This is a genomic window from Candidatus Nitrosarchaeum limnium BG20 (assembly GCF_000241145.1).
Lineage (GTDB): Archaea > Thermoproteota > Nitrososphaeria > Nitrososphaerales > Nitrosopumilaceae > Nitrosarchaeum > Nitrosarchaeum limnae.
The window spans coordinates 1-13,306 of record NZ_AHJG01000002.1 but is presented as its reverse complement, the minus strand read 5'-3'; the positions used below and the strand labels follow the sequence as shown (position 1 = coordinate 13,306).

The 13,306-nt window shown below is 32.3% G+C and carries 10 protein-coding genes; 9 read left to right on the top strand and 1 reads right to left on the bottom strand.

Annotated elements, in window-relative coordinates:
* The 5 genes from BG20_RS00070 to BG20_RS00050 form a co-directional block, all read left to right on the top strand.
* Positions 1–1,329, top strand: a 1,329-nt coding sequence (locus BG20_RS00070; RefSeq protein WP_010189372.1) for an integrase, incomplete at its 5' end; no start/stop codon positions are given.
* Entirely contained in the window at positions 1,322–2,194 is an 873-nt protein-coding gene (locus BG20_RS00065; protein WP_010189371.1) for a hypothetical protein, read from the top strand. The genes BG20_RS00070 and BG20_RS00065, both read left to right, overlap by 8 nt.
* A gap of 141 nt (positions 2,195–2,335) precedes the next feature.
* Complete coding sequence (locus tag BG20_RS00060) at positions 2,336–2,881, top strand: hypothetical protein (protein WP_010189370.1); 546 nt, start codon at positions 2,336–2,338, stop codon at positions 2,879–2,881.
* 171 nt (positions 2,882–3,052) lie between these two features.
* The gene (locus BG20_RS00055; protein WP_048096911.1) at positions 3,053–5,212 is read left to right on the top strand and encodes a S8 family serine peptidase; all 2,160 of its coding nucleotides are present in this window, start codon (positions 3,053–3,055) and stop codon (positions 5,210–5,212) included.
* Between the two features lie 4 nt (positions 5,213–5,216).
* Complete coding sequence (locus BG20_RS00050; protein WP_010189368.1) at positions 5,217–5,774, top strand: hypothetical protein; 558 nt, start codon at positions 5,217–5,219, stop codon at positions 5,772–5,774.
* Between the two features lie 73 nt (positions 5,775–5,847).
* Here BG20_RS00050 and BG20_RS00045 read toward each other — a convergent pair whose 3' ends face one another.
* Complete coding sequence (locus BG20_RS00045) at positions 5,848–6,558, bottom strand: GIY-YIG nuclease family protein (RefSeq protein ID WP_010189367.1); 711 nt, start codon at positions 6,556–6,558, stop codon at positions 5,848–5,850.
* 152 nt (positions 6,559–6,710) lie between these two features.
* Here BG20_RS00045 and BG20_RS00040 point away from each other — a divergent pair, with 152 nt between their 5' ends.
* The 4 genes from BG20_RS00040 (at position 6,711) to BG20_RS00025 (ending at position 13,176) form a co-directional block, all read left to right on the top strand.
* Entirely contained in the window at positions 6,711–7,025 is a 315-nt protein-coding gene (locus tag BG20_RS00040) for a hypothetical protein (protein WP_133936149.1), read from the top strand.
* Between the two features lie 51 nt (positions 7,026–7,076).
* The gene (locus BG20_RS00035; protein ID WP_010189365.1) at positions 7,077–7,766 is read left to right on the top strand and encodes a class I SAM-dependent methyltransferase; all 690 of its coding nucleotides are present in this window, start codon (positions 7,077–7,079) and stop codon (positions 7,764–7,766) included.
* A 482-nt stretch (positions 7,767–8,248) separates the two neighbouring features.
* Positions 8,249–11,521: a hypothetical protein gene (locus tag BG20_RS00030; protein WP_010189363.1), complete on the top strand. Its 3,273-nt coding sequence runs from the start codon at positions 8,249–8,251 to the stop codon at positions 11,519–11,521.
* A gap of 2 nt (positions 11,522–11,523) precedes the next feature.
* Positions 11,524–13,176: a hypothetical protein gene (locus BG20_RS00025; RefSeq protein WP_010189362.1), complete on the top strand. Its 1,653-nt coding sequence runs from the start codon at positions 11,524–11,526 to the stop codon at positions 13,174–13,176.
* The last annotated feature ends 130 nt before the right edge of the window (positions 13,177–13,306 follow it).

Here is a 13,306-nt window from a genome sequence, read left to right as displayed (position 1 = left end):
TACTTTCATGGGGTTAAAAAAGGACGCACACGCATAGAAATTGTGGAAATTACCCTTGATAATGTCAATAACCGAAATGATCCTTACCAATTATTCTTAGATTCTATTAGAAGTCCTTCTACACAACGTCGTTACAAAAATTTACTTTACACATTTCTAAAACTTATTCCAAATCAGATCTACATTGATTCTCTTGGAAAGACTCCTGAAGATAGAGATGCAAAAACATTATCAAAATTCTTTGTAGAACTTGCAAGAAAAGACACAGATCTTGCTTCTAATGTAATTGCTACATACATCAAAGAAGACAAAAAACGTGTAGATTCAGGAGAGGTAAGCTCCCAAACTATTCCCAATCACATTAAACCAATCAAAGTCCTACTTGATGTAAACCGCATTCCGATTCACTGGAAATCACTTAACAAACTTTTACCACGAAGAGAATCAAAATCAAAAGATAGGGCATACACGAGAGAAGAAATTCAAAAAATGCTTGAAGTTGCAAACGATATTACTGACAAAGTCATAATTTTGTTATTTTCATCAGGTGGTTTCAGACTTGAAGCATGGGATTACTTTACGTGGAAAGATGTTATCTTTTTCAAAGATAATAATTCCTACAAAGGTGGTTCATTGTTAATTTACAGGGGAGATCCAGAAAGTTATTTCACATTTATCACGCCTGAAGCATGCAAGACATTGGAACATTATCGTGAGAACTGGAAAGCAGACATTGGAAGATATCCAAAACCTGATGATCCTTTAATCAAATCTATAAGATATCCCGTAATTCGTAGACTAAACCAAAAAGGAGTAAGAAAAAGAATCAACAAAGTTGTTTCTGACATAGGTCTTAGACCTCCATTACCTCCAAACAAAAAGAGACATGAAGTACAACTAGATCATGGCTTTAGAAAATACTTCAACACCATGTTAAGGCGTGCTAAAGTGGATTATTTGGATAAAGAAGACATGATGGGACATAAAATTGGCCTTGAAAAACACTATGAAAGATATCAAGAAGAAGACTTTGAACGATTTCCTGAATACCAAAAGGCTATTCCGTTTCTAACCATCTCCGATGATGAGCGAACCAAACTTGAAAATGTAAAGCTAAAAGAAGAAAAATCAGAAATTAACGAGTTAAAGATGGAATTAATGGACAACAAAGAAACAATACAAGAATTTAAAGAATTAATTCAGAAAATAAAAACTGGAGAAATCATCCCTAAAATGTATCATCCAGATCCAGTAATCTCTAAACAACCTGGATTTATTATTAAAAACCATATAACTCGACTAAAATTTCCCGAACAAAAAAATGAATGACTCAATATCAAAAACTAACGGATTTATAACGAACAAATCTAACGGATATACTCTTACAAAGAAACAAAAACAATTTCTAGACAAAGCAAAAGACATCAATATTAGATCAAGACGTCCATTTTCTTGTAGTGATTTTCCCGAGTTCTCAGATAGTAATTTTCGCCAGATGATTTATCGATTAAAAGGACAAATTGAGATAATCGTGAAAAGTAATCCTTGTTTTTACAAAGTTAGGGGTGTACAACTGGGTAAAAATGATGGATTTGTAACGGACTATCCTACGGGGGAAAAACTGATCTGGATGTTAAATCAACTCAAGAAACAACCTGCATCTATTCATGATATTAAAATTCAATTTGATTCAAATCTCTATGACACAATCTCAAAAATTTCAGTAGTTGAGATAAATCCTAAAAATAAAGGAATCTTTTTGAATTGTGAACTAATCTCAGGTTATCATACAAAATTATCCATTTATCCTGCAAAGATTCAGATTGATATTTCATGTACTTTTAATCCAATTGTATATGATAATCAGGGAGCAATATTTCTAATTGTTTTATTGACTAATCTGCAAAATTTTTTAATCAGTTTAGGAAAGGACCAAGTACAAATCCCTGATTTTAGGCAATGGATAATCACCCATTATCATTTTGGTAAAGATGGGAAAGAAGAATGGAATGGTGAATCATTTCATATTACAATTGCAGATGCATTTGACGGTTTAACCAGATATTACGGCAAAATCATGCCTAATGGTAAAAAAATACCTAGAGGAGAGCAAATTTGTACTCCTAAAATCAAGATTTCAGATGAATTAGAAAAAATGTTTAGTTTGGATATATCCACAAATTTTGTTAATTAAATTACAAATTATTCAATCCGGTAATTTACCGGCTTAAAAATAATTATACATATTCTATTTACACAAAAATACAATTGTATTTTTAATAATTCGATCAACAAAAAATCATAATACTTACTTCTAACTTTACTTTATGTACAGTTGACACAAAAATTAAACCTAGTAAAAATATCTAAAAGAACTAGTCTAAAAATAGCCGATCATAAAGAAATTTCTGAAAGGCTTTACAATGCAATATGGATTTGTAAGGTTGGAAATCTCAGTGAAACTGAAGCATTAGATTTTATCAATTCTGGTGAACTAGGATATTATGAACAAACTGAACAAGAAATTACAAACAATGTGAAAGTTCCAATAACAATTACACGAACTACCTATTACAAATACAAATCATTTCTTGAATCACCTGAATATCAAACAAAACAAGTTTTCAAATTATTCCGAGATGAATATGTGACTGAAATCATTCAACGATTCAAATTTTTTAAAACATTAGAGGCAGAATCACTAAGATCCTTAAAACAAGAAACAGATCCTTACAAAAAACAATTGATAATTAATGGAATTTTCAAAAATTCTCCTTTTACTACTAGTCTGATGGATGAGGTGTTTCATATGTTAAAATACAAAAAAATGCCTTTTTCACAAAATGAACAAACTCAAAGAATTTTGGAAGAACAAAAATAATTACCATTTTTTGAAATGTTAGTTGGTAGATGTATGTATTATGCCTGATTGGTAGGAAAATCTGTTTTGATTAATTTTGTCTTATAATTGCTGAAAATATATTAATTTTGTTAAAATAATTACTTCACACTCTCATAATCTTTTTTAATCTTATGTGTAGTCATGATTTGATTGTCAGAAGAATTTGAATCCGATTCCTTTATGTTTGTTGAATCTGAAAGGAAAATTTCTAAAATATCTAGAGAATCAAAACCTTTTCCACCTAAAATATCAAAATTTATTTCAAATTCTGAATTTGATAATGAATGGCAGGAAAAAAGTATTTTTGAACAAATTAAAGAAACTTCTGCTATATTAAAAGAAAAAAAACTTCATTCTAAAAATCAAAGTTTTTGTGTACTAGGTACCACTATCGATGCCTCTGGTCCTAATTTAGGTCAGATTCTCAATAAATTGAAAGGTGAGATCATTACATTTTATGATAAATCTCATTCTAAACTTTTAGTCAGTGTTTCAAATGCTGCTTTAACAAATATGGTTGAAAAAGAACCTCCAAAATATTTTAAAAAATATGTCAGTATGATACGACCTCTTCATCATAATGATCAATTATCATCTTCATTTGAAATATTGTTAAAAGAATCTGAAAAATTCACAATGATAAAATTAATTCCAAACACTTCCTATGAACAACTTGAAGAATATGATTCTCTTGTAAGAAATTTTCTTATTGCAAATAACAAACAAATTTTTGGTGAAACCTTAAAAAATGAAGGATTGATTTTTGTTACAATAGATTATAAAACATTACAAAAATTATTGTATGAATCAGATTTTATTTATCGTGTAAGTCAAGTTCCTAAGGGAATTTCAGAAAAAATTTCTTCTTCAAAAAAAGCAATAAAAGCAATTCCTCAATCATTTCGAGCACCGACTAAAAAAGAAATGCCAATAATTACTGTTATGGATACTGGATTAAATGAAATTATTCCATTAAATGGTTTGATTGAAGTGAGAGATGGTTATGGAACTACCAATTTTGATGATGATAATGGGGATGATTTTGGGCATGGAACTCCGATAGCTTGTTTATCTACATTTGGTGAAGAAAGACGAGAACCAATTTCAAAAATTATATCCTATAAAATATGGTCACAAGACAAGCCTTCTGATTCTTTTTTAGGAATTTTAGATGGTATAAAAAAATACAAAGATAAATCAAGAATATTTACTTCATCCATAGGATTTCCTGATGCTGAATTAGAAGATGTATATGAATTAGATCGAGTCATTCAAAGAGAAAATATTGCTTTTGTTTGTAGTGCTGGAAATATTAATCCTAACCAAATTGAGAATGAAATTCGCTCTGGTAACTCATATCCTAATTACTTAAAAAAATATCAAGTGATGGCTCCTGGAAATGCAATATCGTCTATTGCAGTTGGTTCTATCGCCAAAAATAATTCTATGCGTGGAACACCTCTAAATTCAATTGCTCACGAAGGTGACGTTTCTCCATATAGCTGCTGTGGTACAAAAAATGAATTTATTTTTGAATGTATTAAACCAGATTTTGTTGAACATGGAACCAATTTGATTTATGAGGGAGCATCAGTAACAACACAAGGCATTAATGGAATTACAAGTTATACTAAAAACGGTAAAGTATATTCAGGTTTTGTTGGAACCAGTTTTTCATCTCCATTATTAGCAAAAAAATTCGCAGAAATATTAGCAAAATATGGAAAACAAATTCAAAATATTGAAACATTAAAAGCTATTTTTGCATTATCATCTATTAAAAATCAGTCTACCTGTTCTGGTTATGGAGTTCCTCGCTCATTCACATCATGTAATAGAGATCACGCATTATTTATTGCAGAAGGAATAATTCCTTTATTTGACAAAACAGAGAAAAAAACAACAACTATTCAATCGGATGAAATCTACATCAAAGTTCCAAATTCATCTATTGAAAAAATTACTTTATGTATAGTACACTCTGATGATTATAAATGGGATTCAATTCCATCCCTTAGTACCTTCATAGAAATTGATGCAATGAAGACTGGCAGTGATTCATTAGTCCCACCAAATAACGATCAAGATTCATTGAAAAAAACTAACGTAAAGCTATTAAAATATTCTTTTGAGAAAAAAAGTATGGAAGCAACATGGAGATTTAGATTAACCCCAAAAATTACGAAGAGAATACCAACAGATTACATACGTAGAACCAATGTTAGATATGGATGTGCTATCCTTTTGTCAAGAAAAAGTAATGAGGCAAGTAAATATTCAGTAACTAGAGAAGTAAAAGCTGTAAAGTGATAATATGATAAATCCAGAAAATATTTTAAAATCTACAAAAAGAGTTGGCAAATATGAATTAGATATTATTAAAGATCTTCAAAAATATTTTTCAAATCTTGGTTATCATGCAATTCCTCATGCAAGATTTGATATTGCATGGGGTAGTATTTTATCCGATTTAGATTTACTTTTAATTAAAAATGATCAATTAATTCTGATAGAAGTAAAATCTTCTAAAGATAATTTATCTAGAGCACGTAAACAAATTGATGCAATTGAAGATTTTGTTGATGAAGTGTATATCGCAACAGATTATGAACCAAAAAAATGGCCTTCAAGAAAAGCTGGTAGAATTATTGTAAGAGATAATTATGTAAACATCATTAGAGAATCAAAAATTCTTAATCGTGAACCTAAATTAAAAACTTTATTGGTACTCCGTAAATCATCATTGAATTCACTTTTGATAAATTCCGAATCCGGAAATAATCTAACAAAATATCAAATTGCTCGTAAAATTCAACAGTCAAATACACGAAATTTAAAAAATGAAATCAAACAAATCGTTACATGTCAATAATTTAATGCTTATTTTACTGTGACCTGAAATCTTTCCCAAAAAAGGTTCAGGCCTTTACGGATTCACTTTTAAATTATTTTTTTCCTTTAGTTTTTTTACTTGTAGAATTTGCGGAGGGTTTACTATCATCATAAGAACTATCTTTTTGGACTATATCTCTGAATACAAAATCCATGAACACACTTCCCTTCCATTCCTCATTGATGGATGGATTTACCATCTCAGGAGTGAAACCAACAAGTTTACGTATTTCACGGTAAGCCTGAATTCTTTCTATCATGAGAAACCATCTATTTTGGTGTTCTCGTGGAAGAAGATTGTTTTTCCCCCATGTGTAAATAACATGCTGAAATAATTTTGGTGTACAAACAAACCATTCTCCTTTACGTCTATCCGAAACAAATTGCTTATGTCTGATTTTTTCTATTGTAGGACTTCCTGGTTCTAACGCCAATAAGTAAAGATCATCAGAAGTGCCTGTTTTTAGATTTTGAAGTCTTTTACGAACATTTTTACTTCTACCAATTTTCATGTGCAATCCTGAGAAAGCCTGATTTCCTGGTGAAGGACCAGCCCAGGTTTCAGGTATTCCCATAATGTAATAGATACTATCTGCTTTGTTTTTTGGTAAATTGTCGGCCCAATTTGCCCAACGCTTAGCATCTTTCATTGCAAGAATTGCACTAGGAAAATTATCTGTTTTGTATACAAATTCACGACCTTCCCTATGGACGTGTATACGCCATTTATCATCAAGTGTTTTTATTGTAGCGAAAGTAACCATTTAATTCAATGAGTAACTGTTGTCGAAGTTAATTATTTTTCCCGTTAAACCAGTTGCTGGTTTCTCTGCGTCCATTTCTATCCTCAAAATGGTAGGTGGGTCTAAAAGAACTCGAACCTTAATTCTGATTTATTACTTACCATCACTATCAAATGACGTTGACACGAAAAGTTGTGATAGATGAGGATATTCATGGTTGGTCTGAAGAGAATCATGATATGCTAAAGCCATATCATACTATAATCAAAGTGGGTGATAATCCTGAATCTTTGAAACGAGGAAGCCCAGATGAAGTAGTTGCAGACTATTGTAATACAAACGGCTGTGACTTATTTACATCCGATGTTGGATTTTATACTGATTGCATCAAGGTAGGAATCAAGACAATCCAAATTACAAACTGTGGTTTTTGGGAGAAAGGACAGAAACAAATCTTTCTTGTCAAAATTATTGAAAGCTTGGCGTAGCTAAACAGTTGTACCAAAGTTTGTAAGCATGAAAACACAACATAGTGTGATATGTTAAACGGATATTGGCCTATCAACTATACCTTTGAAGATAGATATGAGCTAACTGGCATAATTAATTACATATTAGAATATGCCAACAATTCAACGAAAAAATTTGTTATAATTGACGTTGGTTGCTCCAACGGTTCAGCTATGAAATATGCTCAAACATATCTTCAACAAAAAAATATCGAGTCTTTTACAATTGGCATTGATATTTCAAAGAATGTGGTCGATGAAGCTAGAAAGAATTTGGATCAATTCATTAATGAAAATGTGCTTAATGTTGACAATTGTGCAGGAAAAGCTGACATTGTAATTTGTAGTAAGGCAGCTATATTTGTTGAAGGTGATGTAAGGTGTCAAATAATTAGAAAATGTTCAGAGTTTCTAAAAAATGACGGTATATTGATTACTGATGTAGATTGTTTTGAGAAGACCAAATTATTAGAATGGTTCAAACTTCCTCAATACCTATTTCCTTTTGTACCCTCTTGTTTTAAAAATGGCATTAGAGGATTCCGTAAAGAATACAGAAGAAGGATCCATACACGATTCAGAAAAAGTATGAAAAAAATGTACAAAACCGATGCAGCAACTTATGCAGAGAAAATTTTATCCGCTTGGATTGATCTACCTTACATTAAAAAATTGGATTGGAAATTCCAAATAATTTCAACATATTATCTACGCAAATAACCTTGCGATCATTCAAGCTTTTACTCATAACTGCGCCCAAATTATTACCCATTTTAGTAGTCGAGATGCTGATTCTACATCACAGGATTATTCTTTCACCGAAAATGGTTCAAGCCTCTTAGGAATTGAATCTAAATAGTCTTGAACTAAAATACAGCCTTCTTGACAGCAATGAATTACAAAGATAATTTTGCAAATCTTCCAAGGATCACTTTTTCATAATTCATGGGTTCAAATTCAAAGAAAAAATGTTCGACAAAATTCACTGATTTTTGATTTTGTTATGCCTGAAATTCAAATTGTAACGAGAGTATCAATGTATGGGGGTATGTGAATAAGAGCCTCATGTTTGACTACATACTAACATTATAATCAAAATTAGTATTTTTTACAAAATAATCTGATCACAAAATGCACATTCGAAAGGTTTCCTATGTTCATAATTTAATAATTATTAAATACTTCTTTGAGTCTGAGTATATGTGACTAGATCATCAAAGCATAATTCGTCAGAATCTGGAACCTCTACAGATCAACCTGAAATAACAAATCACACGGTAGACAAAAAACACCTAGATGAATTATTCACAGAAGATACATCTAGACAGGATACATTTGCAAAGAATTTATCAAAACGATTAGCTAATTATTCAAAAATAAAAACTAAAGCAAAAGACGCATTTGTCAATTTTTCACTCTCAAAATTCACTGAAAAAAGAATTGATGACATAAGATACCTCACTAAAGGTGAAGATCTCAAAACCAAACAACGAGCGATAATTGAAAGTGGACTTTACATCATGAAAAATTCTAAAGTTACTCGTTCACTCAGACTAAGGCTATCTGATGATGATATCACAAGAATGAACCTGAGAAAAGAAGAAGATCAAATATTGGGAACAATAGAAACTACGACATTTATGAATAACACAAATCTATCTACCCTTGGAGAACTTTCTGTAGATCAATCGATTATCTCATCATGTGTTGCAGAAATGACTGCCGCAAAAATCATCGATGGAGTAACTGGTGATAGTGATGAATTTTCACCTTCACCTTCACCTTCACCTTCACCTTCACCTTCACCTTCACCTTCACCTTCACCTTCACCTTCACCTGAACCCTATGATGCAGATCTTGTAAAAAATAAAATAGATTTACAGATGCACAGCGTCACATCTCCGGAAATGGAGGTTGTTTTTGGTATTCCTGCTAGACAAAATCTGGAAGGAATTGCAGATTCTGTTAAAACTTTTAATCTTGCTCCTGGCCCGGCAGATGTTTCCTCATTTCATGACTTTTACAAACTGCAGATAGCATTTGAACACATCTGGACGGAATTATTTGATGAAAGGATTTCATTACTCGGTAAAGAACTGTATCAGCAATTTGTAAAATTACAGGAAACATATTATTCAGGTGTTGAGGCCCACCCTATCAGTTCTGCTGATGAACTTCGTAAAATGATTTATGAAATACGTCAACTCAATCAAAATAAAACTACAGAAGATGCAAGAATATCTAAGGTACAAGAACTAGTTCCAGAAATTACACTTGACATATGGAGTAAACTTGACGGTTCAACACAAGAGGCATTATACAATCTTGCAATTCAAATAACAATTCAAGTGCGTGATCATAGAAATAAAACTACAACAACAACGTACAGACAGCAATCTCCAGAAGTAATTGCATCTCTTGCAGCCCAAGCCAGACAAATTCTTTCAACCGCAGTTATAAAACCCAGTGTTTTAGAAAAACTTCTCTGTGATCTTGAAGAGCATCTGCATCAAAAATATGCTTTTGATATTTTTGCACCAAATTCTATTAATTTTGGTATCCTTCTTAATTATCGGCAGAGATGGGATCCTGACTCATTTCAGGTTGGTAGTTTGGTTTCCACCATTCCATTGGCACCAAAAGAATCTAGGAAATATACAAAGAAAACAATCACAAAAAAGAACAGAAATCAAAAAGAAATGGAAAATGCTCTGAGCATAATGAAAAACGAATCCTCCGATACAAGTAGAATTGATTCTGAAATAGTCGACAAGGCTACAAAAAAGATCAACTTCAAGAAAGGAGTGGAAGCTGGTTATGAATCATTGACCGGTTCATATTTGAAGGCCAGCACAAGTGGAGAACGTGATTCATCAAGTGACTCTGGTGCTACAAAGAAAGATTTTCGAGAATCAGTTCTTAAAGCAGCACAAGAATATAAAAATGAACACCGACTTGAAATTGACACAAGTACTTCACAAGAAATTGAAGACACCTTTTCAGGCGAGATAATGAATCCTAATGATGAATTGCCTGTTACATATCTCTTCTACGAGCTTCAAAGGAGATACTATGTAAGTGAAAAATTACACAAGATAACTCCTATCATCATGATTGCAAATGATGTTCCTAGACCAGATGAAATCGATGAGGAATGGTTGCTCATTAATGATTGGATTCTAAAGAGAGTGATTTTGGATGACTCTTTCTTACCCATATTTGACTATCTTAAATCAATATCTGGTGAAGAAATATCTTTAGAAGTACTGAGAGTTAACATGGAAAGACAGTTGGCTCTAGTTGAAAAAATAACTCAACAGATTACCGAACGAACAAATTTCCTAACACGTGTTCAAAAAACCATGGAAGATACAGCTAATCTCTATGCTGAGAAACACAATCCAAGAGGATTTCTACCATGGTCAGGTTATGTGCCTGAAACCGATAGTAGTATAGAAGGAAAATACGTAGATAGTAAGGAAGCAGTTCGATTAAAATTAGATGCGGCAAAGGATGCATTTGCTAGAGTGGAGCGCCAAGTATATGATCAAAGGACACAACTTCAATCAGAAGTGAGTGCTTTACAGGTAGCAACTGACAAATATTCAGAAAAAACCAAAGAACACTTTAACAGACGCACAGAAATTCTGAGACTACGGGCCCATATTAAAGATAATATTTTGTATTACATGCAGGCAATTTGGAGTCACGAACAACCGGATCAACGCTTTTTTAGATTATACAATATTGATGTACCGTCATTTTCTTTTCCAGCTGGACAAATTAGTTTTGAAGGAATTCCAAATATTAGCTCCACTTTGGAAATACCTCTGACAAAGAAGTTTCTAGAAAAAACAAGACGATACAATTGTGGCACCACAATTCCATTGCCTGCTGTAACATCAATCACAGATAAAGGTCAGAAACTAGTTGAAGTCGCAGATTTAGATTCATTACTTGGCTTTAAAGGAAATTATATGTTGTTTCCAATGAAACAGAGTAACATTTTGACGACGTTTATGATGCAGGATTACATTGTAATTGAGGATATTCTCAAAGGTATAGATCCTGATGATTATGAAAACTATGATTTGGATGAATTAACCGAATTCATGAATTGCGTTTATCAGAAAGATCCTGAGGCCTTTACACAAAAAGTCAAAGATGAATTCCAAGATTTGATTATTAAACAGCTTACTTCAAGAAACAAAAAGAAAGAACTGATTATAGTTCCTACAGATTCTATCTACATAGAGGCTCTTCCTGGAAAGCATCCTATTTTGGAGGACTTTAAGCTTGTTCACCGTGCAGTTGATGTGAAGAAGGTACAGGCAGAAGTTAGAAAGGCTGAGTTAGAGAACATAAGATTAGCTGCAAGGCTTTTTGACAAGCAATACGATGATCCAGATATAGATAAGAAAATTATTATAGAAAAGGGCTCTGTTAGTACCATCATTCCATCTGAGGATACTTAAGATTGATTCAACAACAGCTGTTTGAAATTAAAAAACTTGCAAGAGTATATGCGACAGTCCCTCAAATCGTTTGGGATTCTCCAAATCAAACTCCCTTAGAACTATTGTATTTTAACAGTCGAGTCTTTGTAATTGGAGAATCTTCTGGAGGTTGGTATTATGTTATTACGGATAAAGGTAATACTGGATATGTTGATAAATTTTTTCTTCTTCTTGATCCTCCTGAACCTGATGCCAAATTATACAAAATTCAAAATGGTGACACAGCTCTTAATCTAGCAAAACTTTTTTATCCAAAAGCAAGTCAAAAATGGGGTCAGGATCAGAGATTTTTTTCAGAAGTACTTCTTTATGTAAACAAAGGCGATGGAGATAGAACTAGGGGAATTATTAGAACTCCAGAAACAATTGCAAAGGCTGAAAAGAGAGAAGGGAGAAAACTTGACACAATTGAATTGTGGAAGGCAATAGAACCTATTGAAGGAAGATATATCTGGTATCCTTCTGAAGAATTTGCTCTTCAATTAGATGGGATGGTAAGTTCTGGTTCATATTCTTATGCAGTTTGGCAGAAAGTTAAAAACGTCATAAATAAAGTAATTGGGGCTCTTCTTTATGCAATTGGTTTTATTATTGGGGTAATTCATGGTTTTTTTGAAGCCATTTGGGATGACATTACTGGAATTGTAGATTTAGGTAAAATGTTAATTTCTATTTTTAAATCTCTTCTCAATGGGAATACGTTTTCTGAAATAAAAAAAATTATGAAAATACTAACATGGAAAAATATTTCATCTCTAGTTGAAGATTGGAAGGATGAATTTTTATCAAAATTCAAAGAGGATGATCCTCCACTTAAGAAAGGTCATTTTCATGGTTGGGTAATTGGCTATATTGTAGCCTTAATCGTCACGACATTTGTTACAGGTGGACTTGCTCTTGTAGCAAAATTTGGAAAAATTGCAAAACTAGCAAAAATATTGAGATCAACTAGTTTTGTGAAAAAGTTAGAACGTGTAGTTTTGAAAGTTAAGACTAGTGGTAAATTTGATAAGATTACAGATGCACTTAAAAGCAAAAAAAAGAAGTTTAGTTCAGAACCAGAGATTAACCCTCAATCAAAATTAAATGAGCCTATAACTGGTCAACGAATGGTTGAAAACAAAAATATCTCGGAACGTTCCACTGATATCAACCAGCGTTTGGCTCGTGGCAACATTGGAGAGAAACTTGCGACAGATTTCTTAGCTGCTGAAGGCCACACGATTCTCTCCTTCAAGCCAAATATCAAGGGGACGAATCAAGGTGGCATAGATATAGTGACAATAAAGGATGGTGTAGTCAACTTCATCGATAATAAGGCCTTGACAAGAAGTGGTAACGTATCCTCTGTATCATCTCTTACAACTAATTTTCAGAAGAATAAAGATAAAGTCATCTCTGAGTTGAAATCTGTTTTGGCCAATGCTAAATCGGATCTGGAAAAGAATGTGATTCAACAAGCACTTACGGCTATAGATAGAGGGAACTTTAAGAAGGCGGTGACAAACGCTAATATCACAAATGATACCAAAATTCTCTCCGGTGTTACTGAAAAACTGAAGAATCAAGGACTAGATTTCATTAATGTTTTCAATCCATTAATAAAAAATTGATGGAAACATTGGAGTTTTAAAAACAAGAGAAGTTTTTGTATCTAATGTTATTCATAATGGAGAAAATAAAAAATAGATTTTTGATTTTTATGCCTAACTGCGCCTAAAATATTGCCCATAATGGGGGTAG

Excerpts from the sequence above, each read along its gene's own strand:
- BG20_RS00035 (WP_010189365.1), top strand. The coding sequence starts at position 7,077 with ATGTTAAACGGATATTGGCCTATCAACTATACCTTTGAAGATAGATAT.
- BG20_RS00065 (WP_010189371.1), top strand. The coding sequence starts at position 1,322 with ATGAATGACTCAATATCAAAAACTAACGGATTTATAACGAACAAATCT.
- BG20_RS00045 (WP_010189367.1), bottom strand. The coding sequence starts at position 6,558 with ATGGTTACTTTCGCTACAATAAAAACACTTGATGATAAATGGCGTATA.
- BG20_RS00050 (WP_010189368.1), top strand. The coding sequence starts at position 5,217 with ATGATAAATCCAGAAAATATTTTAAAATCTACAAAAAGAGTTGGCAAA.
- BG20_RS00040 (WP_133936149.1), top strand. The coding sequence starts at position 6,711 with ATGACGTTGACACGAAAAGTTGTGATAGATGAGGATATTCATGGTTGG.